Annotated in this window: 35 protein-coding genes; 1 reads left to right on the forward strand and 34 read right to left on the reverse strand. The window is 67.9% G+C overall.

All coding sequences use genetic code 11. The features are described 5' to 3' along the window. Positions 1–22: 22 nt before the first annotated feature. From truA to ABTY15_RS00460, 34 genes are all read right to left on the reverse strand, one after another. Positions 23–934, reverse strand: a complete 912-nt coding sequence (gene truA / locus ABTY15_RS00295; RefSeq protein ID WP_350573979.1) for a tRNA pseudouridine(38-40) synthase TruA — start codon at positions 932–934, stop codon at positions 23–25. Positions 935–1,013: 79 nt separating this feature from the next. Then, positions 1,014–1,493, reverse strand: a complete 480-nt coding sequence (gene rplQ / locus ABTY15_RS00300; RefSeq protein WP_350573981.1) for a 50S ribosomal protein L17 — start codon at positions 1,491–1,493, stop codon at positions 1,014–1,016. Between the two features lie 127 nt (positions 1,494–1,620). Next, a complete protein-coding gene (locus ABTY15_RS00305; protein ID WP_030055844.1) occupies positions 1,621–2,643 on the reverse strand; it encodes a DNA-directed RNA polymerase subunit alpha in 1,023 nt (340 codons plus the stop codon). Positions 2,644–2,770: 127 nt separating this feature from the next. Next, on the reverse strand, positions 2,771–3,178 hold the full coding sequence (gene rpsK, locus ABTY15_RS00310; protein WP_030232513.1) for a 30S ribosomal protein S11: 408 nt from the start codon (positions 3,176–3,178) through the stop codon (positions 2,771–2,773). 72 nt (positions 3,179–3,250) lie between these two features. Continuing rightward, positions 3,251–3,631 carry a 30S ribosomal protein S13 gene (rpsM, locus tag ABTY15_RS00315; RefSeq protein WP_030259703.1) on the reverse strand — a complete coding sequence of 127 codons (381 nt, stop codon included), beginning with the start codon at positions 3,629–3,631 and terminating at the stop codon, positions 3,251–3,253. Between the two features lie 179 nt (positions 3,632–3,810). Then, positions 3,811–3,924, reverse strand: a complete 114-nt coding sequence (rpmJ, locus tag ABTY15_RS00320) for a 50S ribosomal protein L36 (protein WP_003956441.1) — start codon at positions 3,922–3,924, stop codon at positions 3,811–3,813. Between the two features lie 33 nt (positions 3,925–3,957). Further along, positions 3,958–4,179 carry a translation initiation factor IF-1 gene (gene infA, locus ABTY15_RS00325; RefSeq protein ID WP_003956442.1) on the reverse strand — a complete coding sequence of 74 codons (222 nt, stop codon included), beginning with the start codon at positions 4,177–4,179 and terminating at the stop codon, positions 3,958–3,960. Positions 4,180–4,359: 180 nt separating this feature from the next. After that, positions 4,360–4,785: a large conductance mechanosensitive channel protein MscL gene (gene mscL / locus ABTY15_RS00330; RefSeq protein ID WP_350573983.1), complete on the reverse strand. Its 426-nt coding sequence runs from the start codon at positions 4,783–4,785 to the stop codon at positions 4,360–4,362. Between the two features lie 127 nt (positions 4,786–4,912). Next, positions 4,913–5,752: a type I methionyl aminopeptidase gene (gene map, locus ABTY15_RS00335; RefSeq protein ID WP_350573985.1), complete on the reverse strand. Its 840-nt coding sequence runs from the start codon at positions 5,750–5,752 to the stop codon at positions 4,913–4,915. A 104-nt stretch (positions 5,753–5,856) separates the two neighbouring features. After that, the gene (locus tag ABTY15_RS00340; protein WP_350573987.1) at positions 5,857–6,516 is read right to left on the reverse strand and encodes an adenylate kinase; all 660 of its coding nucleotides are present in this window, start codon (positions 6,514–6,516) and stop codon (positions 5,857–5,859) included. Continuing rightward, a complete protein-coding gene (gene secY / locus ABTY15_RS00345) occupies positions 6,516–7,826 on the reverse strand; it encodes a preprotein translocase subunit SecY (RefSeq protein ID WP_350573989.1) in 1,311 nt (436 codons plus the stop codon). The genes ABTY15_RS00340 and secY overlap by 1 nt, the downstream gene beginning before the upstream one ends. A gap of 307 nt (positions 7,827–8,133) precedes the next feature. Continuing rightward, complete coding sequence (rplO, locus tag ABTY15_RS00350) at positions 8,134–8,586, reverse strand: 50S ribosomal protein L15 (protein WP_255752515.1); 453 nt, start codon at positions 8,584–8,586, stop codon at positions 8,134–8,136. 2 nt (positions 8,587–8,588) lie between these two features. Beyond that, complete coding sequence (gene rpmD, locus ABTY15_RS00355; protein WP_030055835.1) at positions 8,589–8,771, reverse strand: 50S ribosomal protein L30; 183 nt, start codon at positions 8,769–8,771, stop codon at positions 8,589–8,591. Continuing rightward, entirely contained in the window at positions 8,771–9,391 is a 621-nt protein-coding gene (rpsE, locus tag ABTY15_RS00360; RefSeq protein ID WP_350573992.1) for a 30S ribosomal protein S5, read from the reverse strand. Before rpsE ends, rpmD begins: the two co-directional genes overlap by 1 nt. Before the next feature lie 48 nt (positions 9,392–9,439). After that, positions 9,440–9,823, reverse strand: coding sequence for a 50S ribosomal protein L18 (rplR, locus tag ABTY15_RS00365; protein ID WP_030280785.1), 384 nt, complete (start codon positions 9,821–9,823; stop codon positions 9,440–9,442). 3 nt (positions 9,824–9,826) lie between these two features. Next, positions 9,827–10,366: a 50S ribosomal protein L6 gene (gene rplF, locus ABTY15_RS00370; RefSeq protein ID WP_350573994.1), complete on the reverse strand. Its 540-nt coding sequence runs from the start codon at positions 10,364–10,366 to the stop codon at positions 9,827–9,829. Positions 10,367–10,388: 22 nt separating this feature from the next. Then, positions 10,389–10,796, reverse strand: a complete 408-nt coding sequence (rpsH, locus tag ABTY15_RS00375; protein ID WP_238862988.1) for a 30S ribosomal protein S8 — start codon at positions 10,794–10,796, stop codon at positions 10,389–10,391. Positions 10,797–11,063: 267 nt separating this feature from the next. Continuing rightward, positions 11,064–11,249 carry a type Z 30S ribosomal protein S14 gene (locus tag ABTY15_RS00380; protein ID WP_030055830.1) on the reverse strand — a complete coding sequence of 62 codons (186 nt, stop codon included), beginning with the start codon at positions 11,247–11,249 and terminating at the stop codon, positions 11,064–11,066. Between the two features lie 4 nt (positions 11,250–11,253). Continuing rightward, on the reverse strand, positions 11,254–11,823 hold the full coding sequence (gene rplE / locus ABTY15_RS00385; RefSeq protein ID WP_350573995.1) for a 50S ribosomal protein L5: 570 nt from the start codon (positions 11,821–11,823) through the stop codon (positions 11,254–11,256). Continuing rightward, the gene (rplX, locus tag ABTY15_RS00390) at positions 11,823–12,134 is read right to left on the reverse strand and encodes a 50S ribosomal protein L24 (protein ID WP_030263484.1); all 312 of its coding nucleotides are present in this window, start codon (positions 12,132–12,134) and stop codon (positions 11,823–11,825) included. Before rplX ends, rplE begins: the two co-directional genes overlap by 1 nt. Positions 12,135–12,149: 15 nt before the next feature. Then, positions 12,150–12,521, reverse strand: coding sequence for a 50S ribosomal protein L14 (rplN, locus tag ABTY15_RS00395; RefSeq protein ID WP_030232481.1), 372 nt, complete (start codon positions 12,519–12,521; stop codon positions 12,150–12,152). Between the two features lie 102 nt (positions 12,522–12,623). Further along, positions 12,624–12,896, reverse strand: coding sequence for a 30S ribosomal protein S17 (gene rpsQ / locus ABTY15_RS00400; protein ID WP_030280777.1), 273 nt, complete (start codon positions 12,894–12,896; stop codon positions 12,624–12,626). Beyond that, positions 12,896–13,120, reverse strand: a complete 225-nt coding sequence (gene rpmC, locus ABTY15_RS00405) for a 50S ribosomal protein L29 (protein ID WP_030263491.1) — start codon at positions 13,118–13,120, stop codon at positions 12,896–12,898. The genes rpsQ and rpmC overlap by 1 nt, the downstream gene beginning before the upstream one ends. After that, positions 13,120–13,539: a 50S ribosomal protein L16 gene (gene rplP / locus ABTY15_RS00410; RefSeq protein ID WP_030232476.1), complete on the reverse strand. Its 420-nt coding sequence runs from the start codon at positions 13,537–13,539 to the stop codon at positions 13,120–13,122. Before rplP ends, rpmC begins: the two co-directional genes overlap by 1 nt. Positions 13,540–13,544: 5 nt before the next feature. Next, the gene (rpsC, locus tag ABTY15_RS00415; protein ID WP_097237487.1) at positions 13,545–14,369 is read right to left on the reverse strand and encodes a 30S ribosomal protein S3; all 825 of its coding nucleotides are present in this window, start codon (positions 14,367–14,369) and stop codon (positions 13,545–13,547) included. After that, complete coding sequence (gene rplV / locus ABTY15_RS00420; protein ID WP_095874452.1) at positions 14,369–14,716, reverse strand: 50S ribosomal protein L22; 348 nt, start codon at positions 14,714–14,716, stop codon at positions 14,369–14,371. The genes rpsC and rplV overlap by 1 nt, the downstream gene beginning before the upstream one ends. Before the next feature lie 57 nt (positions 14,717–14,773). After that, a complete protein-coding gene (rpsS, locus tag ABTY15_RS00425) occupies positions 14,774–15,055 on the reverse strand; it encodes a 30S ribosomal protein S19 (RefSeq protein ID WP_030280772.1) in 282 nt (93 codons plus the stop codon). Between the two features lie 11 nt (positions 15,056–15,066). Then, positions 15,067–15,903: a 50S ribosomal protein L2 gene (rplB, locus tag ABTY15_RS00430; RefSeq protein WP_030232466.1), complete on the reverse strand. Its 837-nt coding sequence runs from the start codon at positions 15,901–15,903 to the stop codon at positions 15,067–15,069. A 46-nt stretch (positions 15,904–15,949) separates the two neighbouring features. Continuing rightward, positions 15,950–16,267, reverse strand: a complete 318-nt coding sequence (gene rplW, locus ABTY15_RS00435; RefSeq protein WP_030280768.1) for a 50S ribosomal protein L23 — start codon at positions 16,265–16,267, stop codon at positions 15,950–15,952. Continuing rightward, positions 16,267–16,944 (reverse strand): 50S ribosomal protein L4, encoded by a 678-nt coding sequence (gene rplD / locus ABTY15_RS00440; RefSeq protein ID WP_350573998.1) that lies wholly within the window; start codon positions 16,942–16,944, stop codon positions 16,267–16,269. The genes rplW and rplD overlap by 1 nt, the downstream gene beginning before the upstream one ends. A gap of 4 nt (positions 16,945–16,948) precedes the next feature. Next, the gene (gene rplC, locus ABTY15_RS00445; RefSeq protein ID WP_031063055.1) at positions 16,949–17,596 is read right to left on the reverse strand and encodes a 50S ribosomal protein L3; all 648 of its coding nucleotides are present in this window, start codon (positions 17,594–17,596) and stop codon (positions 16,949–16,951) included. Positions 17,597–17,610: 14 nt separating this feature from the next. Continuing rightward, positions 17,611–17,919: a 30S ribosomal protein S10 gene (gene rpsJ, locus ABTY15_RS00450; protein ID WP_012785157.1), complete on the reverse strand. Its 309-nt coding sequence runs from the start codon at positions 17,917–17,919 to the stop codon at positions 17,611–17,613. Positions 17,920–18,340: 421 nt separating this feature from the next. After that, positions 18,341–20,161: a hypothetical protein gene (locus tag ABTY15_RS00455; RefSeq protein ID WP_350574000.1), complete on the reverse strand. Its 1,821-nt coding sequence runs from the start codon at positions 20,159–20,161 to the stop codon at positions 18,341–18,343. A gap of 138 nt (positions 20,162–20,299) precedes the next feature. Then, positions 20,300–21,193, reverse strand: coding sequence for a glycosyltransferase family 2 protein (locus tag ABTY15_RS00460; protein ID WP_350574002.1), 894 nt, complete (start codon positions 21,191–21,193; stop codon positions 20,300–20,302). A 351-nt stretch (positions 21,194–21,544) separates the two neighbouring features. Here ABTY15_RS00460 and ABTY15_RS00465 point away from each other — a divergent pair, with 351 nt between their 5' ends. Beyond that, a complete protein-coding gene (locus ABTY15_RS00465; protein WP_350574004.1) occupies positions 21,545–23,365 on the forward strand; it encodes a hypothetical protein in 1,821 nt (606 codons plus the stop codon). Positions 23,366–23,391 lie beyond the last annotated feature (26 nt).

The following is a 23,391-nucleotide window of genomic DNA, read 5'->3' on the forward strand; positions in this document are numbered from 1 at the left end:
CGACCCGCCCGGCCAAAACCGATTAAGAGCGGGCGGGCTGCCCGGGCAGCGTGCGCATCCGGCGGGCCGCCCGGTTGCGCTCGGCGAGCTGGTCCTCCGGCGGGTAGCCGACCTCCTCCAGGGTCAGCCCGTACGGCCGGATCACGTTGACCGCGGAGTTGCGGACCCCGCCGGCCAGCACCTCGCCGGGGAACTCCACCGGCCGGTGCCCGTCGCCGACCAGCAGCATCGCGCCGACCAGCGCCCGGACCATGTTGTGGCAGAACGCGTCGGCCCGGACGGTCGCGACCGCCAGCGAGCCCTCCTGGGCCGCGTAGGTGTCCACCGGGACGCGGTCCCAGTGCAGCTCCAGCAGGGTCCGGATGGTGGTGGCGCCCTCGCGCTTCTTGCAGTAGGCGGCGAAGTCGTGCTCCCCGAGCAGCAGCTTCGCGGCCGCGTTCATCCGGTCCAGGTCCAGCGGCCGGTCGTGCCAGAGCACGTGCCCGCGCAGCAGCGGGTCCACCCCGCCGGGGTGGTCGGCGACCCGGTAGGCGTACCGGCGCCAGATCGCCGAGAAGCGGGCGTCGAACCCGGCCGGCGCCTCGCCGACCCGGTAGATCCGGACGTCCCCGGGCAGCCGACCGGCCAGCCGGCGCAGCAGCTTCTCCCGGTGCGCCTCCCACAGCTCGGCCGGCAGGTCGACGTGGGCGACCTGGCCGCGGGCGTGCACCCCGGCGTCGGTGCGGCCGGCCACCGTCAGCGGGAAGAGCTCCTGGCTGCGGGTCACGATCTGCAGCGCGGTCTCGATCTCCTCCTGGACGGTCCGGCGGCCGCCCTTCTGTCGGGCCCAGCCGGAGAACTCGGCGCCGTGGTAGGCGAGGTCGAGCCGGACCCGGACGTACCCGTCGGCCGGGCCGTCCTTCACCGGCGGCTGCTCGGCGCAATCGTTGACCACTGCTGTTCCTTCCCGGGGACGAAGAACGGGCCCGCTCCCCCATCGCTGGGGAAGCGGGCCCGCAACACACCTAGAGGTGTCAGGCCTGCTCGGCGGCCTCGGCCTCGTCGGCCTTGGTCTCGACGGCGGCGGCCTCGTCGGCCTCCTTGACGGCGCGCTTGGTGGCGGCCTCGGCCTCGCCGACGGCGGTCTGCGCGACGGTCAGCGCCTCGACCAGCTCGATCACGGCCATCGGGGCGTTGTCGCCACGACGGGGACCGATCTTGGTGATGCGGGTGTAGCCACCCGGGCGGTTCTCGTAGCGCGGCGCGATCTCGGTGAAGAGGGTGTGCAGCACCGAGATGTCGGTGATGGTCTTGCGCACCAGGCGACGGTTGTGGATGTCGCCCTTCTTCGCCTTGGTGATCAGCTTCTCCGCCAGCGGGCGCAGGCGGCGGGCCTTGGCCTCGGTGGTGGTGATGCGGCCGTACTGGAACAGCTCACGGGCCAGACCGGCGAGCAGCAGGGGCTCGTGGTGCGGGCCGCCGCCGAGGCGGGCACCCTTGGTGGGACGCGGCATGGAATTACTCCTCGAATCTCCGACTGCGGCCGTACCAGGTACCGCAGCGGGCGTACGGGCACTGTGCCCGCACGACTTTCACGACGACGGGGGCGGTTCCGGGGAACCGCCCCCGCGGTCAAGTCTTTCAGTACTGCTCGGTCTCCGCGTAACCCGCGTCGTCCAGGTCGTCGGCGCCGAAGGCGTCGGCGGCGGCGGTCGGGTCGAACCCGGGCGGGCTGTCCTTGAGGGCCAGGCCCATGCCGGCCAGCTTCGCCTTGACCTCGTCGATCGACTTCGCACCAAAGTTGCGGATGTCGAGCAGGTCGGCCTCGGAGCGGGCGACGAGCTCACCCACGGTGTGGATGCCCTCGCGCTTGAGGCAGTTGTAGGAGCGGACGGTGAGCTCCAGCTCCTCGATCGGCAGCGCCAGGTCGGCGGCCAGGGCGGCGTCCGTCGGGGACGGGCCCATGTCGATGCCCTCGGCGTCGATGTTCAGCTCGCGGGCGAGGCCGAACAGCTCCACCAGGGTCTTGCCGGCCGAGGCCATGGCGTCGCGCGGACGCATGGCGGGCTTGGTCTCGACGTCGACGATCAGCTTGTCGAAGTCGGTCCGCTGCTCGACACGGGTGGCCTCGACCTTGTAGGTGACCTTCAGCACCGGGCTGTAGATCGAGTCGACCGGGATGCGGCCGATCTCCTGGCCGGAGGCCTTGTTCTGGACGGCGGAGACGTAGCCGCGACCGCGCTCGACGGTCAGCTCCATCTCCAGCTTGCCCTTGCCGTTCAGCGTGGCGAGGACCAGCTCCGGGTTGTGCACCTCGACACCCGCCGGCGGGGCGATGTCGGCGGCGGTGACGACACCCGGGCCCTGCTTGCGCAGGTACATCACGACCGGCTCGTCGTGCTCCGAGGAGACGACCAGCTGCTTGATGTTGAGGATGAGGTCGGTCACGTCCTCCTTGACGCCCGGCACGGTGGTGAACTCGTGCAGGACGCCGTCGATGCGGATGCTGGTGACAGCGGCACCCGGGATCGACGACAGGAGCGTGCGGCGCAGGGAGTTGCCGAGGGTGTAGCCGAAGCCCGGCTCCAGCGGCTCGATCACGAACCGCGAGCGGAACTCGTCGACGACCTCTTCGGTCAGCGAGGGACGCTGAGCGATAAGCATGGGGAGGTTCCTCCAGTTGTCTTCGGCACCCACTATTTGATGCCGACAGGACCAAGCGTACGGGGTCCCGCCAGAAACGGGACCCCGTACGAGGTTTAAAGCAGACTGCGAGCCCGAAGGCGCTGCGTCAGACGCGGCGGCGCTTCGGCGGACGGCAGCCGTTGTGCGGGGTGGGGGTGACGTCCTGGATCGAGCCGACCTCCAGGCCGGTGGCCTGGAGCGAACGGATCGCGGTCTCGCGGCCGGAGCCCGGACCCTTCACGAAGACGTCAACCTTGCGCATGCCGTGCTCCTGCGCGCGACGGGCAGCGGCCTCGGCGGCCATCTGCGCGGCGAACGGGGTGGACTTGCGCGAGCCCTTGAAGCCGACGTGGCCGGCGGAGGCCCAGGAGATCACGTTGCCCGCGGGGTCGGTGATCGAAACGATGGTGTTGTTGAACGTGCTCTTGATGTGCGCGTGGCCGTGAGCGACGTTCTTCTTTTCCTTGCGGCGGATCTTCTTCGCGCCGGCAGCCTGACGACCCTTGGGGGGCATAAGTCTGTTCTCCTACTGAGGTGGTCGGTCCGCTGACCCGCGGGCCGGAGGGATGTCCGGTTACGGGACGGACTACTTCTTGCCCGGCTTCTTCTTGCCGGCGATCGCGCGACGCGGGCCCTTGCGGGTACGCGCGTTGGTGTGGGTGCGCTGGCCGCGGACCGGCAGGCCCCGGCGGTGACGCAGACCCTCGTAGCAGCCGATCTCGACCTTGCGGCGGATGTCGGCGGCCACCTCACGGCGGAGGTCACCCTCGACCGTGTAGTTGGCGTCGATGTACTGGCTCAGCTTGACCAGGTCTTCCTCGGTGATGTCGCGAACGCGGACATCCGGGTTGACGCCGGTCTCGGCGAGGGTCTGCTGGGCGCGGGTACGGCCGATGCCGTACACGTAGGTGAGGGCGATCTCGATCCGCTTCTCACGGGGGAGATCAACGCCGGCGAGGCGTGCCATTCATGGCTCCTGTGGTTCTTCAGAGGTCTTGCGTGCCACCTACTCCTTCATCTCGCGATGAGGGAGCCCCGGCCTCTGACCGGGGGCGGCAGTCCGGCCCTTCACAGGGACGGATCGGGTGGCCCGCTTATGACGTTTTTCGCGTCGCGCGAAGTACTACGAGAAATGCGGGAGGCAGATCAGCCCTGGCGCTGCTTGTGGCGCAGGTTGTCGCAGATCACCATGACCCGGCCGTGACGGCGGATCACCTTGCACTTGTCGCAGATCTTCTTGACGCTCGGCTTGACCTTCATGTTTCAGGTTCTCCGGGTCTAGATCTGACGTTCTTACTTGTAGCGGTAGACGATCCGGCCGCGCGTGAGGTCGTAGGGGCTGAGCTCCACGACGACCCGGTCGTCCGGCAGGATGCGGATGTAGTGCATGCGCATCTTGCCACTGATGTGCGCGAGGACCTTGTGACCGTTCTGCAGCTCGACCTTGAACATCGCGTTCGGAAGAGACTCGATCACGGTGCCCTCGATCTCAATGGCGCCTTGCTTCTTAGCCATGAACTGCGAGATCCACCTTCCGGGACCGGCTACCGTATGCGGAACGCTCGTGCGAACCTGGGTTCACCCCGCCCCCGAGGGGAAGAGGGCGTGCTGAAGCACGCTACGAGTGAGCCGACGGTCCATCCTACGCCAGCGCGCGCGGTGGGCCAAAACGGAGGCCCCGGAAGGCGGCCACCGTCACACTCCGGTGGAGACCGTCAGCGGCTCGACGTGGGCGGTGCAGGCCGAGCAGCGCCGGGCGGCCTCCGGGATCTCGGTCAGGCACTCGGGGCAGGGGCGCTTCGGGGTCTTCGGCTTCTTCGGCAGGTACCGCTCGGTGGCCTTGGTGACCGGCAGGACGATGCAGAAGTACAGCACCGCGGCGGTCATCACGAAGGCGATCAGCACGTTGAGGAACTGGCCGTACGGGAACGTGACCCCGGCCACCGTCGCCTTGTACGAGCTGAAGTCGCCGGCCGCGCCGACCACCACGCCCACCAGCGGCGTCAGGAAGGCGGACACGAAGCCGGTCACCACCGCGGTGAACGCGGCACCGATGACCACACCGACCGCCATGTCGACGACGTTGCCGCGCATCATGAAGTCGCGGAATCCCTTGAGCACTGCTCTCTCCTGCCCGATCGAAGCCACTAAGCCCTGCCAGCCGATAAAAATAGGACAAAAGCCCTGGAGGTCCAAACCTCCAGGGCCCTGATCCCTCGTCAGCGACGGCGGTCGGCCGCCACCGCCGCTACGCCAGCGGGTCCGGCGCCGCGGTGACGCCCAGCTTCGCGAGCTCCGCCTTGCCGCCGTCGAAGGCGGTCAGCACCAGCGGACCCTGCTCGGTGACGGCCACCGAGTGCTCCCAGTGCGAGGCCCAGGTGCCGTCGTTGGTGACGACCGTCCAGTCGTCCTCCAGCACGGTGGTGTGCGGGGTGCCCAGCGAGACCATCGGCTCGATCGCCAGCACGGTGCCGGGGATCAGCTTCGGGCCCTTGCCGCGGCCGCGCTCCACGTAGTTCAGCACGTGCGGCTCCATGTGCATCGCGGTGCCGATGCCGTGGCCGCCGTAACCCTCGGTGATGCCCCACTTGCCCTTCGGCGGCAGCGGCTGGCGGCGGATGTAGCCCTCGATCGCCTTGGAGACGTCGACCAGGCGGTTGTTCTTCTTCATCTGGGCGATGCCGGCCCACATCGAGCCCTCGGTGACCCGGCTCAGCATCTCGACCTCCGGGCGGACCTCGCCGACCGCCACGGTGATCGCCGAGTCGCCGTGCCAGCCGTCCAGGATGGCGCCGCAGTCGATCGAGATGATGTCGCCCTCCTGGAGCACCCGGTCGCCCGGGATGCCGTGGACGACCTCGTTGTTCACCGAGGCGCAGATCACGCCGGGGAACCAGAGGCCGCCGTGGTGGGCGCGGAAGTTCGAGGTGGCGCCGTGGTCGGTGATGACCTTGTCGGCGATGTCGTTCAGCTCCTGGGTGGTCACCCCCGGAGCGACCGCCTCACGGCAGGCCTTCAGCGCCTCGGCGACGACCAGCCCGGCCGCTCGCATCTTCGCGATCTGCTCGGGGGTCTTGATCTCCACCATCTGGTCACGCCTTCCAAGTCCGGATTACCACTGCTTACCACCGTACGACGCCGAAACGGCCGGGCCGCCCGCACAAGGGGGCGACCCGGCCGTTACCGGAGTCCTCAGGCGCTCTTCTTCTGCTCCAGGGCAGCCACCGCGCGCTCGGTCACCTCGTCGACCTTGCCGAGGGCCGAGATCGTCACCAGCAGGCCCTGGTCCGCGTAGTAGCCGATGATCGGCTCGGTCTTGGAGTGGTACTCCTCCAGACGGACCCGCACGGCCTCCTCGGTGTCGTCCGAGCGCTGGTACAGCTCGCCGCCGCACTCGTCGCAGACGCCCTCGACCTTCGGCGGGTTGTAGACCACGTGGAAGACGTGGCTGCCCTCGTTGCGGCAGAGGCGACGCCCGGCGATCCGCTTGACGACCTCCTCCTCCGGCACCTCGAGGTCCAGCACGCCGTCGAGGACGATGCCCTGCTCGGTGAGGAACTCGTCCAGCGCCTTGGCCTGGCCGAGGTTGCGCGGGAAGCCGTCGAGCAGGAAGCCGTTCGCGGCGTCCGCCTGGAGCATGCGGTCCTTGGCCATCCCGATGGTCACCTCGTCCGGGACCAGGCGACCGGCGTCCATGTACGACTTCGCCTCGAGCCCCAGCGGGGTGCCCTGGCTGATGTTCGCACGGAACAGGTCGCCGGTGGAGATGTGGGGGATGGACAGGGTCTTGGCCAGGACGTGCGCCTGAGTACCCTTCCCGGCCCCGGGAGGACCAACGAGGACGATACGCATCAGCGGAGGAACCCTTCGTAATTGCGCTGCTGGAGCTGGCTCTCGATCTGCTTCACAGTTTCGAGTCCGACGCCGACGACGATGAGCACGCTGGTGCCGCCGAACGGGAAGTTGGTCTGCTGTCCGAAGGCGACCAGGGCGATCATCGGGATCAACGCGATCAGGCCCAGGTAGAGCGAACCCGGCCACGTGATTCGGGTCAGCACGTAGTTCAGGTACTCGGCCGTCGGCCGGCCGGCCCGGATGCCCGGGATGAACCCACCATACTTCTTCATATTGTCGGCAACTTCTTCGGGGTTGAAGGAGATGGCGACGTAGAAGAAGGCGAAGAAGACGATCAGCAGGAAGTAGGTGGCCATGTAGATCGGGTGGTCACCCTTGACGAAGTTCGTCCGGATCCAGGTCGCCCAGCCGGCCTGGCTGTTGGTCAGCTGCACCACCAGGGCCGGGATGTACAGCAGCGACGAGGCGAAGATGACCGGGATGACACCGGCCTGGTTCACCTTGAGCGGGATGTAGGTCGAGGTGCCGCCGAACGCCCGGCGGCCGATCATCCGCTTCGCGTACTGGACCGGGATCCGGCGCTGGGCCTGCTCGACGAAGATGACCAGCATCACAACGATGACGCCGACGGCGACCACGGAGAGGAACTCGACCCAGCCGTCGCCGATGGTGCCGGACTGCTTGATCGCCCACATCGAGGACGGGAACTGCGCGGCGATCGAGGTGAAGATCAGCAGCGACATGCCGTTGCCGATGCCGCGGTCGGTGATCAGCTCACCCAGCCACATGATCACCGTGGTGCCGGCGGTCATCGTCAGCACCATGACGGCGATCCGGAACACACCGGTGTCCGGGACGATCTGGTTGGCCAGCGGGCAGCCGGAGAACAGCGCACCGCTGGAGGCCGTCGCGACGATGCCGGTGCCCTGGAGCACGGCGAGCGCGATGGTCAGGTAGCGGGTGTACTGGGTGATCTTCGCCTGGCCGGCCTGGCCCTCCTTCTTCAGCATCTCCAGTCGCGGGATCACGACGGTGAGGAGCTGGAGGATGATGCTCGCCGTGATGTACGGCATGATGCCGAGGGCGAAGATCGTCAGCTGGAGAAGCGCGCCACCACTGAACAGGTTGACGAGCCCGAACAGGCCGCTGTTCTTCGTCTCCTTCACACACTCGTTCACCGCCGTGAAGCTCACGCCGGGGATCGGGATGTGCGAGCCCAGCCGGAACAGCACCATGATGCCCAGCGTGAACAGCAGCTTCTTGCGCAGGTCGGGCGTCTGGAACGCCCGCGCGAACGCACTGAGCACGGTGCCTCCTGCGCCTCCCGCGCGTCGTCGGCGGGAGGGTCGGTCCTGAAAGGGGGAGTTTGCGGTTCGGGCTCCCGTACAGACGGCACAGGCGAGCCTACGCGCAGCCTACAAGGGAACTCCACGGACTCTAACAGTGCGCAGCCACTCGGAAGAAGCGCGTACGGCCCCTCCCCCACTCACGGGGTACGGGATGCCCGGATTTGCCACACAAAAGAACGAGGGCCCCGGCGCCGACCTGGCCGGAAACGGCGCGAGCCCCGCGCCTCCCGAAGGAGACGCGGGGCTCACAGCCGGTTCAGCGGGCTCAGACGAGCTCGGTGACCGTACCGCCGGCGGCGGTGATCTTCTCGGCGGCGGAGCCGGAGACGGCGTCGACCGTCACCTGAAGCGCAACCGAGATCTCGCCGGTGCCGAGCACCTTGACGAGGGAGTTCTTGCGAACCGCGCCCTTGGCGACCAGGTCCTCGACCGTGACCTCGCCACCCTGCGGGTAGAGCTCGGCCAGCTTGTCCAGGTTGACAACCTGGAACGTGATCTTGAACGGGTTCTTGAAGCCCTTCAGCTTCGGCAGACGCATGTGGAGCGGCATCTGGCCACCCTCGAAGCGCTGCGGAACCTGGTAGCGGGCCTTGGTGCCCTTGGTACCACGACCGGCGGTCTTACCCTTGGAGCCCTCACCACGACCCACGCGGATCTTGTCGGTCTTGGCACCCGGGGCGGGCCGCAGGTTGTGGATCTTGATCGGGTTGTCGCCCATGATCAGTCCACCTCCTCAACCGTCACCAGGTGACGGACCGTGTGGGCCATCCCGCGGATCTCGGGACGGTCCTCCTTCACCACGACGTCGTGCATGCGCTTGAGACCAAGCGAACGCAGGGTGTCACGGTGGTTCTGCTTGCTGCCGATGTACGACTTGGTCTGCGTGATCTTCAGGCGAGCCATCAGGCGCTCACCCCTGCAGCACGCGCCCGCAGCAGAGCGGCGGGGGCCACGTCCTCCAGCGGCAGGCCACGACGGGCGGCGATCTCCTCGGGGCGAACGAGGCCCTTCAGAGCAGCCACGGTGGCGTGCACGATGTTGATCGCGTTGTCGGAGCCGAGCGACTTCGACAGGATGTCGTGGATACCGGCGCACTCCAGGACGGCGCGCACCGGACCACCGGCGATAACACCGGTACCGGGGGCGGCGGGCTTCAGCAGCACGACGCCGGCGGCCTTCTCACCCTGGATCGGGTGCGGGATGGTGCCCTGGATACGGGGAACCTTGAAGAAGTTCTTCTTGGCCTCCTCAACACCCTTGGCGATGGCGGCCGGAACCTCCTTCGCCTTCCCGTAACCGACACCCACGGTGCCCTCGCCATCGCCCACCACGACCAGCGCGGTGAAGCTGAAGCGACGACCACCCTTGACAACCTTGGCGACACGGTTGATCGCGACGACGCGCTCGACGTAAGCGGTCTTCTCGACGGCGGGGGCGTTGCCCCGGTCGTCACGCTTACGGTCGCGCCGCTCGCCACCGGTGCCGCCGCCGGCGCCGCTACCGCGGCGCTGGGGTCCAGCCATTGGAATTACCTCTCTCGATTACGTCCGCCGACAGAGTCGACGAGCGGCTTAGAAGTCGAGCCCGGCCTCGCGAGCCGCGTCCGCCAGGGCGGCGATGCGGCCGGCGTACCGGTTGCCCGCGCGGTCGAAGACGACCGACTCGATGCCGGCGGCCTTGGCGCGCTCGGCGACCAGGCTCCCGACCTTCTTGGCCAGCTCGGTCTTGTCGCCCTCGGCGCCCTTGATGGACACGTCGAGGGTGGACGCCGACGCCAGGGTGTGACCCTTGGCGTCGTCGATGACCTGGGCGACCATGTGGCGGTTCGAGCGCGTCACGACGAGACGCGGACGCACCTCGGTGCCGACGACGCGCTTGCGAACGCGGATCGCGCGGCGCTTGCGAGCGGCGCTCTTGTAGGCGTTGCCCTTGCCGATCTTGACAGAGACACTCATCGCTTACTTACCACTCTTTCCGACCTTGCGGCGGATAACCTCGCCCGCGTACTTGACACCCTTGGCCTTGTACGGGTCGGGCTTGCGCAGCTTGCGGATGTTCGCGGCGACCTCGCCGACCTTCTGCTTGTCGATGCCGTCCACGTGGAACTTGGTGGGCGACTCGACGACGAAGGAGATGCCCTCCGGCGCGGTGACCAGGATCGGGTGGCTGTAGCCGAGCGAGAACTCCATGTCGGAGCCCTTCGCCGCGACGCGGTAACCAACACCGCTGATCTCCAGCGACTTGCGGTAGCCCGCGGTCACGCCGGTGATCATGTTCGCCACCAGCGTGCGGGTCAGGCCGTGCAGGGCCTTCGAGCGACGCTCGTCGTTCGGGCGGGTGACGAGCACGATGCCGTCCTCGCCCTTGCCGATCTCGATCGGCTCGGCGACGACGTGGGTGAGGGAGCCCTTCGGGCCCTTCACCGAGACCGCCTGGCCATCGATGGTGACGTCCACGCCAGCGGGGACCTGGATGGGCAGCCGTCCAATGCGCGACATTGCTGTACCTCCGTTTCCCGAATTACCAGACGTAGGCGAGAACTTCTCCGCCTACGCCCTTCTTGGCGGCCTGCTTGTCGGTGAGGAGACCCGAGGACGTGGAGATGATCGCCACGCCCAGGCCGCCGAGCACCTTCGGCAGGTTGGTGGACTTTGCGTAAACACGCAGACCCGGCTTGCTGATGCGCTTGATGCCGGCGATGGAGCGCTCACGGTTGGGGCCGAACTTGAGCTCGATGGTCAGCTTCTTGCCGACCTCGCCCTCAGCGGGCTCCTCAACCTTGTAGGAGGAGATGTACCCCTCCTGCTGCAGGATCTCGGCGACGTGCGCCTTGATCTTGCTGGCCGGCATCGCCACGGAGTCGTGGTACGCCGAGTTCGCGTTACGCAGACGCGTGAGCATGTCTGCGATGGGGTCGGTCATGGTCATGATGGCCTCAGGCCTCTCTCGCCGTGGTTTCTCCGCACCAGGTCCCCCTGCCGCACTCTTCCGAGTTCGCCAGGGGCACAAGCGCAGGGGACCTACGACGTAGTAAGACTGGGTGCGAGCCCTCCCAGAAGAGGACCACGGACATCCATGGGGAAGCCGTGGCAGGGGGCCCGACCCCACAACCTTACGGGAATCCGTACGGAGGCCCAAAACGGGCCGGTGTGGGATCGGGCACCTCTGCTTCGCTGTGTGCCTAAAGCGCCTGGACTACCAGGAGCTCTTGGTCACGCCCGGCAGCTCGCCGCGGTGCGCCATCTCACGGAGGCAGACACGGCACAGGCCGAACTTGCGGTACACCGAGTGCGGACGGCCGCAGCGCTGGCACCGGGTGTAGGCCCGGACGCCGAACTTCGGCTTGCGCTCGGACTTCGCGATGAGGGACTTCTTCGCCATTGGCTCACGCCTCCTTGAACGGGAAGCCCAGAGCGCGCAGGAGCGCCCGGCCCTCGTCGTCGGTCTGAGCGGTGGTCACGACGGTGATGTCCATACCGCGCTGACGGTCGACCTTGTCCTGGTCGATCTCGTGGAACATAACCTGCTCGGTCAGACCGAAGGTGTAGTTGCCACGGCCGTCGAACTGCTTCGGGGAGAGGCCACGGAAGTCGCGGATTCGCGGCAGCGCCAGCGAAACCAGGCGGTCCAGGAACTCCCACATGCGGTCACCACGGAGGGTGACGTGGGTGCCGATCGGCTGGCCCTCGCGCAGCTTGAACTGCGCGATGGACTTGCGGGCCTTGGTCACGGCCGGCTTCTGACCGGTGATCGCGGTCAGGTCCTTGATCGCACCCTCGATCAGCTTGCTGTCACGGGCAGCCTCGCCGACACCCATGTTGACCACGACCTTGACCAGGCCGGGGATCAGCATGACGTTCTCGTACGAGAACTGCTCCTGCAGCTGGCCCTTGATCTCGGAGTTGTAACGCTCCTTGAGGCGGGGGGCCACCTTCTCAACAGTCGTCTCAGACATCAGATGTCCTCACCGGTCCGCTTGGCAACGCGGATCTTGTTGCCCTGGTCGTCGAAGCGGTAACCGACGCGGGTGACGACCTTCTTGCCGTCCTTCTCCACGACCAGCTGGACGTTGGAGACGTGCACCGGGGCCTCAACGGTGACGATGCCACCCTGGGTGCCCGGACCCGGCTTGGTGTGCTTCTTGACCCGGTTCACACCCTCGACCAGGACCTTGTTCTCAGCCGGCATGGCCTGGATGACCTTGCCCTGCTTGCCCTTGTCCTTGCCGGTGATGACCTGAACCAGGTCACCCTTCTTGATCTTCATGCTGTTCGCCATGGGTTAGAGCACCTCCGGCGCCAGCGAGATGATCTTCATGAACTTCTTGTCGCGCAGCTCGCGGCCCACGGGGCCGAAGATGCGGGTGCCACGGGGGTCACCCTCGGTGTTCTTCAGCACGACGGCGGCGTTCTCGTCGAAACGGATGTACGAGCCATCCGGACGACGACGCTCCTTGACGGTGCGGACGACGACGCACTTGACGACGTCACCCTTCTTCACCGAACCACCGGGGATCGCGTCCTTGACGGTCGCGACGATGACGTCCCCGATTCCGGCGTAGCGGCGACCGGAGCCACCGAGAACACGGATGCAAAGGATCTCCTTGGCACCAGTGTTGTCGGCAACACGCAGTCGCGACTCCTGCTGGATCACAGCTTTCTCCTGATCGTCAACGAGAGTCGACGGGCCGGCCGCTGCTCACACCGGCGTCCCAGGGGGACCCGGTGCACATACGGCCGTACCTCATCGGCTTCGTTACTTGGCCTTCTCGAGGATCTCGACGACGCGCCAGCGCTTCGTCGCGGACAGCGGGCGGGTCTCCGCGAGGAGGACCCGGTCGCCCACGCCGCACGCGTTCTGCTCGTCGTGCGCCTTCAGCTTGTTCGTACGGCGGATGACCTTGCCGTACAGAGCGTGCTTGACGCGGTCCTCGACGGCGACGACGACGGTCTTGTCCATCTTGTCGCTGACGACGAGACCCTCACGGGTCTTGCGGAAACCGCGCGTCTCGTTGGTGTTCTCAGTCATCAGGCGTTCTCCACCGTCTCGATGCCCAGCTCGCGCTCGCGCATCAGGGTGTAGATCCGCGCGATGTCCTTGCGGACGAGCTTGAGCCGTCCGTGGTTGTCGAGCTGCCCGGTCGCCGCCTGGAAGCGGAGGTTGAACAGCTCCTCCTTGGCCTCGCGAAGCTTGGCAACGAGACCCTCGTTGTCCAGCTGGCGAAGCTCAGCAGCCTTGGTAGCGGCCGACATCAGCTCTCACCGTCCTCGCGCCGGACGATCCGGCACTTCATCGGCAGCTTGTGCGCGGCGCGGGTGAGCGCCTCGCGAGCAACCTTCTCGTTCGGGTACGACAGCTCGAACATGACCCGACCCGGGTGCACGTTCGCGATCCACCACTCCGGCGAACCCTTACCGGAACCCATGCGGGTCTCGGCCGGCTTCTTGGTGAGCGGGCGGTCCGGGTAGATGTTGATCCAGACCTTGCCGCCACGGCGGATGTGACGGGTGATCGCGATACGAGCGGACTCGATCTGACGGTTCGTCACGTAGGCCGGGGTGACGGCCTGGATGCCGAACTGGCCGAACGCCAGCTCGGTGCCACCCTTGGCAGCGCCACGGCGCTTCGGGTGGTGCTGCTTGCGGTGCTTGACCCGACGGGGGATCAGCATTGCGGTCAGGCCTCCGTTCCGGTGTTCTCGGCAGCCGGAGCCTCGACGGCCGGGGCCGCGGGGGCCTCGGCAGCGGCGGGACGACGGCCGCGGCCACCGCGCTCGCCACCACGGCGCTCGCCACCGCGGGCGGGACGACCACCCTCGGGACGGGCCGGGCGGTTACCCGAGCGGGCAGCGGCGTTCTCAGCGCGGACCTCGGCGATGTTCTTGACGTCGCCCTTGTAGATCCAGACCTTCACGCCGATGCGGCCGAAGGTCGTCTTGGCCTCGAAGAAGCCGTAGTCGACGTTCGCGCGCAGGGTGTGCAGCGGCACACGGCCCTCGCGGTAGAACTCCGAACGGCTCATCTCGGCGCCGCCGAGACGACCGGAGCACTGGACCTTGATGCCCTTGGCGCCGGACTTCATGGTGCCCTGCATCGACTTGCGCATGGCACGGCGGAAGGAGACGCGGGAGGACAGCTGCTCCGCGACGCCCTGAGCCACGAGCTGGGCGTCCAGCTCGGGGTTCTTGACCTCGAGGATGTTCAGCTGGACCTGCTTGCCGGTCAGCTTCTCGAGGTCGCCGCGGATGCGGTCGGCCTCGGTGCCACGGCGACCGATGACGATGCCGGGGCGAGCGGTGTGGATGTCAACGCGGACGCGGTCGCGGGTGCGCTCGATCTCGACCTTGGAGATGCCGGCGCGCTCCATGCCCTTCGTCATCATGCGACGAATGGCGACGTCTTCCTTGACGTAGTCCTTGTACAGCTTGTCGGCGTACCAACGGGACTTGAAGTCCGTGCTGATGCCGAGGCGGAACCCGTGCGGGTTAACCTTCTGGCCCATTACCGGGTCCCTTCCTTGCTGCTGACGACCACGGTGATGTGGCTGGTCCGCTTGCGGATCCGGTAGGCACGGCCCTGGGCACGCGGACGGAACCGCTTCAGGGTCGGACCCTCGTCAACGTACGCCTCGGAGATGTAGAGGTCGTCCACGTTGGAGTGGTTGTAGTTGTGCGCGGCGTTGGCAATGGCGCTGTCGAGCACCTTGCCGACCGGCACGGTGGCGGCCTGCGGAGCGAAACGCAGGACGGCCTGGGCCTCCGTGGCCGGCAGGCCACGGATGAGGTCCACCACGCGGCGGGCCTTCATGGGCGTTACGCGGATGTACCGCGCCTGAGCCCTGGCTTCCATGGTTGTCCCCTTAATGGAGTAAGTCATTGAGTCGTTCTGGCGCTGAAGCTCAGGCGCTTAGCGACGCTTCGACTTCCGGTCTTCCTTCACGTGGCCACGGAAGGTGCGGGTCGGAGCGAACTCGCCGAGCTTGTGGCCGACCATCGACTCGGTGACGAACACCGGGACGTGCTTACGGCCATCGTGAACCGCGATCGTGTGACCGAGCATGCTCGGGGAGATCACGGAACGACGGGACCAGGTCTTGATGACGTTCTGAGTACCCGCCTCGTTCTGAGCGTCCACCTTCTTGATGAGGTGGCCGTCGATGAAGGGGCCCTTCTTAAGACTGCGCGGCATCTGACCTGCTCCTAGCGCTTCTTGTTGGTCTTGCGGCGGCGCACGATGAGCTTGTCCGACGCCTTGTTCGGGCGACGGGTGCGGCCCTCGGGCTTACCCCACGGCGAGACCGGGTGGCGACCACCGGAGGTCTTACCCTCACCACCACCGTGCGGGTGGTCGATCGGGTTCATGGCGACACCACGCACGGTCGGGCGGACGCCCTTCCAGCGCATACGGCCGGCCTTGCCCCAGTTGATGTTCGACTGCTCGGCGTTGCCGACCTCGCCGACGGTCGCGCGGCAGCGCGCGTCCACCAGGCGGATCTCACCGGAGGGCATGCGCAGGTGCGCCATCTTGCCCTCACGCGCCAGCAGCTGGATGCCGGAGCCGGCCGAGCGGGCCAGCTTGGCACCGCCGCCGGGACGCAGCTCCACCGCGTGGATGGTGGTACCGACCGGGATGTTGCGCAGCGGCAGGTTGTTGCCCGGCTTGATGTCGGCGCCAGCGCCGTTCTCGATCCGGTCACCCTGCGCGATGCCGCGCGGCGCGATGATGTAGCGCTTCTCGCCGTCCGCGTAGTGCAGGAGCGCGATGCGCGCGGTGCGGTTCGGGTCGTACTCGATGTGCGCGACCTTGGCCGGCACGCCGTCCTTGTCGTGACGACGGAAGTCGATCACGCGGTAGGCGCGCTTGTGACCGCCACCCTGGTGGCGAGCAGTGACACGACCGGCGTTGTTACGGCCGCCCTTGCTGTGCAGGGGGCGAACCAGCGACTTCTCCGGCGTGGACCGCGTGATTTCTACGAAGTCGGCCACGCTGGAGCCACGACGGCCCGGCGTAGTCGGCTTGTACTTGCGGATGCCCATTTGGCTCTCTCGTCCTCGTCCTAATCGACGATCACGATCTCCTTGTTCAGGAGACCGGACCACCGAAGATGTCGATGCGGTTGCCCTCGGCCAGCGTCACGATGGCGCGCTTGGTGTCCTTGCGCTTGCCAAAGCCCGTCTTGGACCGCTTGCGCTTGCCCTGACGGTTGATCGTGTTGACAGCCTCGACCTTGACCGAGAAGACCGCCTCGACGGCCTGCTTGATCTGGGTCTTGTTGGCGCCCGGCGACACGATGAACGTGTACTTGTTCTCGTCGAGAAGGCTGTAGCTCTTCTCGGAGATGACCGGCTTCACCAGGACGTCACGGGGGTCCGTGAACGTCTTGCTCGTAACGTCGCTCATCAGGCGGCGCTCCCTTCGAGCTCGCCCTCAGCGGCAACGGCCTTGGCGGACGCGGCCGGACCGGCCACGAAACGCTCGAAGGCGGCCTGGGTGAAGACCACATCGTCGGAGACGAGCACGTCGTAGGTGTTCAGCTGACCGGCGTCCAGGATGTGCACGTTCGGCAGGTTGCGAGCGGACTTGAGGCCCAGCTCGTCCGCACGCTCGACGACCAGGAGGACGTTCTTGCGGTCGGTGATCTTGCCGAACAGGCTCTTGGCGGCCTTGGTCGACGGCGCCTCGGTCGCGGTCACGTCGGTGATGACGTGGATGCGGTTGTGGCGGGCCCGGTCGGTGAGCGCACCGCGCAGAGCGGCGGCGATCATCTTCTTCGGGGTCCGCTGCGAGTAGTCGCGCGGCACGGGACCGTGCACGACGCCACCGCCGGCGAACTGCGGCGCACGGGTCGAGCCCTGACGGGCGCGGCCGGTGCCCTTCTGGCGGTACGGCTTCTTGCCGCCACCGCGGACCTCGCCACGAGTCTTGGTCTTGTGGGTGCCCTGACGGGCCGCAGCGAGCTGCGCCACGACGACCTGGTGCATCAGCGGAACGCTGACCTTCGCGTCGAAGATCTCGGCCGGCAGCTCGATGCTGCCGGTCTTGTCGCCAGCCGGCGACAGGATGTCAATGGTGCTCATTTCCTCACAGCCCCTTCGCCGCGGTGCGGACGAGGACGAGGCCGCCGTTCGGGCCCGGGACGGCGCCCTTGATGAGCAGCAGACCCTTCTCCGCGTCGACCGCGTGCACGGTCAGGTTCTGGGTGGTCACACGCTCGTGACCCATCCGACCAGCCATGCGCAGGCCCTTGAACACACGGCCCGGGGTGGCGCAGCCACCGATGGAACCGGGCGAACGGTGCTTGCGCTGGGTGCCGTGACCGGCGCCGAGACCCTTGAAGTTGTGACGCTTCATGACACCGGCGAAGCCCTTGCCCTTGGAGGTGCCGGTCACGTCGACCTTGACACCCGCCTCGAACAGCTCGGCGGTGATCTCCTGGCCCAGGGTGTACTCGGAGGCGTCCGAGGTACGGAGCTCGACCAGGTGGCGGCGCGGGGTGACACCGGCCTTGGCGAAGTGACCCGCGAGGGGCTTGTTCACCTTGCGGGGGTCGATCTCGCCGAAGCCGATCTGGACGGCGTCGTAGCCGGCCGGGCTGTCGGCGGTGTGGACCTGGGTCACGACATTCGGCCCGGCCTTGACGACGGTCACCGGGACGACCCGGTTGTTCTCGTCCCAGACCTGGGTCATGCCGAGCTTCTCGCCCAGGATGCCCTTAATCTGCTTAGCCATCTTCGGTGCGCCTCTCAGAGCTTGATCTCGATGTCGACGCCAGCCGGCAGGTCGAGACGCATGAGCGAGTCAACCGTCTTCGGCGTGGGGTCGAGGATGTCGATCAGACGCTTGTGAGTACGCATCTCGAAGTGCTCGCGCGAGTCCTTGTACTTGTGCGGCGAGCGGATGACGCAGTACACGTTCTTCTCAGTGGGCAGCGGCACCGGGCCCGCGACCTGCGCACCAGTACGGATCACCGTCTCGACGATCTTCTTCGCCGAGGAGTCGATGACCTCGTGGTCGTAGGCCTTGAGCCGGATGCGGATCTTCTGTCCCGCCATGGCTACTCAGTAGTCCTTTGTCCTTAGTTGCCGCACGACTCCCCCTCCGACCCCCGCGCTCGGGCGTGTCGCACTCGCGCTTGCAAAAAACCGGCGAAGTACTTCGTCGGTTTCGAACTTTCGGGGTGGGGGGAGCCGGGCCGAGGCCCCGCACACGCTTCCCGGAAGATTCCCGTACTTTCGCCCCGCAGCTGCCGTGGCGTAGAACTCACGCTTGACGGCCATCACGGGAACGACGAGTACATGGGACTCGCTTCCGGTCCTCCCGGCGGGAGGCGCGCAGCATCGGCACTCAACCGAGCAACTTGGACATACTGCCACATGGAGCAGCCCGGATGCCAATCGGGGCCGGTGAGGCGTACCTCACCGACCCCGATCGGGTAGTCCTGCTGCTACCGGCGGCGGGTGCCGCCGGTCCGGGTCACCAGGGTCGCTTGTAGCCGCAGACCAGCGCCCAGTCCTCGCCGCTCACGTTGGCGCACCACAGCCGGCCCTTGTCGGGCTCGTTGTTGTACTCCTTGAGGTCCTTGTTCACCGGGGCACAGTCGGTCGGCCCGGCCGGATCGTACTTGGGGCACTTGCCGTTCTTGTTCACCAGGATGTGGGCGCGCCAGGCGTCCGCGCCCATGTCGACGCCCTTGGCGTTCGCGGTCGGCACGAATTCCGGCTTGGTGGTCGGCATGTAGCGGTCGACCGACCAGGAGGCGGCCATGGTGGCGAACAGCGCCACCGCGCACACCGCGCCGGCCACCAGGCGGCCGGTGACCGAGGAGCCGAGCGTCAGCGGCGCGGGCCCGCCGTCGACGCCGATCCGCTGCACCGTCCGGAGCCAGCCGGTGCCCCGCTGGACGGCGAACATCAGGCCGAGCACCGCGAGGATCATCAGCGCGTACAAGATGATCCAGGTGGTGCGCGGGTACAGCTGGACGGCCTTGGCCTGGGCCAGGTGCGAGGCGAAGTAGAAGCGCAGCAGCCAGGCACTGACCAGGGTGGCCGCCACGGTCCGCACGGTGATGCTGCGCAGGCCCAGGCCCAGGGCCAGCGCGGCGCCGGCCAGCAGCATCAGGGTGTAGGCGCTCTGCCCGGAGAGCTCCCCGCGCCACGGGAAGTCGTGGTAGGTCATGCCGGCGTTGCGGTCCGAGGCCCAGCCCATGATGTACGCCGGGTCGATGTACACCGACAGGTAGGCGTACCGGTCCTTGGCCTGGGCACCCAGTCGCACCAGCTCGTACAGCAGCGGCGAGCCGACCACGCCGGCGCTCACCAGGGTCGCGCCGAGGAAGAGCAGCACCCGCTTGATCCGGGCGGCGCCCTGGCGCCACGGGATGACGAACAGCGTCAGGACGAAGACGCCGGGCGCGGCCCAGACGAACCAGCCCGAGTACCAGAGGAACATCACGCCGAAGGAGACGCCGAAGCCGATTCCGCGCAGCAGCGTGGAGCGGGCGGTCAGCTCGTGCGCCCGGCGCAGCTCGCGCAGGGCGCCGGCCAGCATCGGCACCATGACGATCATGGTGACGTGGCTGTACGGCCGGATCGGGTCGAGGAACAGGATCGCGGACGGGACGGCGATCAGCAGCGCCCAGAACGGGCGCAGCAGCAGCCGCCACGACAGGTACGCCATCGGACCGACCAGCGCGGTGCAGATCAGCTGGATGTCCTTCAGGGCGTAGCCGACGCCGCCGACGCCGCCGTAGAACAGCTTCGACCAGATCGCCATCGCCGCGGGGAAGCCGGGCGGGTAGACGCCGGGCAGGCCCTGGCCGCGCAGCATGTCGTTGGCCATGCCGATCAGGTTGCCCGGGTCGCCCTCCTGGCCGCCGAGGCCCCACTGGGTGCCGTTGAGCGCGACCACGATCCCGCCGGCCACCACACCGGTGGACAGCCCGGCCACGGCCGCGCAGACCAGCCGCTGGGCCAGCTGGTTCCGGGCCACGCTGCCCCGGTAGGCGGTGTACAGCAGCACCGCCAGGACGGGCAGGCCCACCACGGCGGCGTACTTCTGGATCATGGCCAGGCCGCTGACCTGGCCGACCCGGTTGAGCGGGTTGACGTCAATGCGGGTGCAGATCAGGGCGAAGCCGAACGCCGCCACGATCGAGACCAGGGCCTCGGCCGAGCGGACCGCCAAGGGCCGCGCCAGCAGGCCGTCGAACCGCCCGGGGCGGGGGGCGACCGTGCCCTCCGGTTGCCGCGACTCCGTGCGGGAGCCGCCGACCGGGCTGGTGGCCAGATCAGTCATGTCAGTCACTTCCGTGGTGGCCACTACCGGTGAGTGGCGTGGAGTGGCGCGGGGGACGGCGATCAGCGGACATCATAGGGCCGCTACCAGAGGCCCCGGCCTCGGGCAAAGACCCTATTCCGGCCTTATCGACCCAGGTCAGCTGCTGCGGACCGCGCGGCCCACCATGGCACCGGCGTGGGAGAAGTCACCCGCGCCGAGGCGGCCGGCGGCGACCATCAGGGCGTGCAGACGGGACGACAGGTGCAGGTCGGCGGAGCGGGCCGCGGCGTTCCAGCCCTTGGCGCGCAGCTCCTTGGAGATGAGGGTGTAGTACCGCAGCTCCTCGTCGAAGCGCTTGCCGTCCTTCACCCGGGTGGAGGAGTCGCTGGCCTGGTGCCGGCGGTAGCGGAACACCGGGCGCTCGTCGACCAGCAGGTTGCCGCCCTCCATCAGCATGTCGACCATGAAGGCCAGGTCGTGGATGGCGTCGATGTCCGGGCGGTACGGGATCTTCGACAGTGCGGACTGCCGGTAGGTGAGCGACGGCGTGTACAGCCAGTTGCCGGACAGCAGGCTCTTGACCGCGGCCTCGCCACTGATCACGCCGGCCTTGCGGGCCGGGGCGCTGATCCGGCGCTTGACCTTGTCACCGATGCCGAGCGAGGGCACCAGCGTCCCGTCGCTGTCCATCACCCGCACGCCCGGCTGGACGGCGATCGCGTTCGGGTCGGCCTTCATCCGCTCCAGGACGACGTCCAGGTAGTCCGGCTCCAGCAGGTCGTCGGCGCCCATCATCGAGACGAACTCGCGCTCGGCGAGGGTCGAGGCCTTGTAGGTGTTGCCGTTGGGGCCCAGCCGCTCCTCGTTGCGGACGTACCGGATCCGCTCGTCGTTCAGGCCCTCGATGTACTCCAGCGCCCGGTTGCCCGGGTACTGGTCATCCACGATCGTCAGCCGCCAGTCCTGCTGGTGCTGGGCCCGGATGCTGTCGATGGTGGCGAACAGGTACTCCGGGTCGCCGTAGTACGGGATGACGAAATCGACGCTCATGACGGCGCCGCACCTCCTGGTCCTGGGTCACGCTTCGGTGCCGCCCGGCCTCGGCCAGCCAGACGCCCCAAGTCAACCAGCTTCCGGTGGGTGGCCGCTGATCGGTACCGGTCCGGGCCCGGGCCGGGGCACCCACAACCGACGCCGGCGGGCGCACGGATGAACGGCCCTGGAATTCCCCTCCGGAAAGCGGACTTTCGCGACGAACCCGAATCACCGATCAGCGCAACGAATGTCCGTTATGTCGACCCATTCCAGGCATTCCGCATGCGAGCGTTGGTGATATGAGCCTACTGTTAGAGTCGCATTTTGGCGCATCGCCACCCGCAACGGGTTTCGAAGGGTTCCCGAATGACCATCAGCGCACTGGACGGCCTCCGAAGAACGGGCCGGTCGCGCTCCGCCCCACCCGACTCGTCGTCAGTCCCGCAGCACGCCACCGGCCGTCCGGAATCGCGCTGGTGGCTGATCGCCGAAGGTGCCGTCGGCGCCGCCGTCGCCATGTTCACGACGTGGCTGGCACGGTTCGTGCACGTCGACCCCATGGTGCGGGTGGGGCAGGTCAGTGGGCTGGCCTCACTCCAGCTCTTTCTGCTGGTCCTGATGGCAGCGACGCTCGCGGTCGCGATTCCGGCGATGCGCCGGTGGCGGCTGCTTCCCGTCCAATTCGCCTCCGCGGTATTCGCCGGGCTCGCCACCGGAATTACCGCGGCCGGTATCTCGATCGCTCTCAAGGGCACCAGCTGGCCGCTGAACGGGCAGGCCGGCGACTCCGTCACCCTGCAGAACTGGGCGTACCAGCTGGCCCACGGCGGCGCGATGGACCCGACGTACCCGCCGCTGTTCCCGCACCTGCTCAGCTGGTACACCCAGCTGTTCACCGACGGTGACCCGGGTCACGCGCTCAAGATGCTCGGCCTGGCGTTCACCGCGCTGCTCGGCCCCGTCGCCTACCTGGCCTGGCGACTGCTGCTGCCCCCGCTGTGGGCGCTCGGCATCGGCGTCACCTCGGCGATCCCGCTGATGGATCCGTACAAGCCGTACACCTCGGTGGTCCTGGTCGGCCTGCTCCCCGTCCTGGCCAAGCTGCTCCAGCTGATCCAGCGCTCGCAGCTGCTCTCCCGGCGGGAGGCCGTGCTGCTCGGTGTGGCCGTCGGCGGTGTCCTCGGGGTCCTGTTCCTGCTCTACTCCGGCTGGTTCGTCTGGTCCGCCGCCGGGCTGATCCTCCTCGGCCTGGTCCTCCTGGTGCGGCTGCGCCGGCTGCACGGCAACCGAGCGCTCGGTGTGGCCGTGCTGCTGCTGGGATCGACCGGTGCCACCTTCCTGCTGGTCTCCGGCGTCTACCTGTACCGGCTCCTCACGTCGGCGGGCGCGGCCGTCGACCGGTACTGCTACTTCGACGTCTACACCGAGCCCACCTACTTCGCGATGTGGGGCAGTGACGTGCCCGGCTCCCTGGCGTACGGCACCTGGCCCGCCCCCGGCGAGATCGGCGGCGTCAGCCTGTTCACCGTGCTGCTGCTCGCCGGTGCCGGTGCGGCGCTGGCGCTCGGGCCGCGCAACTCCGTGGTCCTGGCCATCGCCGCCGCGGCCGCCAGCGCCTTCGCGATGCGCTACTGGTACGCCTCGCACATGTTCAAGAACCAGGCGGTGATGCTGTACCCGCGCACCAACGCCCAGCTGCTGTACTGCTTCCTCGCCCTCACCGGCTTCGCCTTCTTCCTCGGCCTGGACCGGTACCGGAACCGACGGCTCAAGACCGGCCCCGCCGCCGCGATCCGCACCCCGCGCGGGGCCGTCGTCGGCGCGCTCTGCGCCCTCGGGCTCCTGTTCGGCATGGCCGGCTCCTCCACCGCCAACAGGTACATGCCGGAGGACCCGCGGCACAGGTCCGGATTCGGCAGCTTCGCCTGGGAGGCGCAGACCCTGCGCGGTCTGGACGGCAGCTGCTCGCCCTACGCGCCGGAGGAGCTCTGCCACGACGCCCAGAAGCCGGCCGCCTCGGTGGAGGCGGCGGAGCGTCGCGACGCCGAGAACACGAGGCGGGCCGAGACGGAGCCCGCTCCGGCCAAGGTGACCTGCCAGGACCGCAATCCCTTCCCGCTGCCGAACACCCGCCACGCCGGCGCGAACCGGCTCTCCGTCACCGTGGCTGCGCTGCTTGCCGGTTGACCCGGCACGGGCGCCGGTCGGCGCCC

The sequence above is a fragment of the Kitasatospora sp. NPDC097643 genome (assembly GCF_040302625.1).
Classification (GTDB): domain Bacteria; phylum Actinomycetota; class Actinomycetes; order Streptomycetales; family Streptomycetaceae; genus Kitasatospora.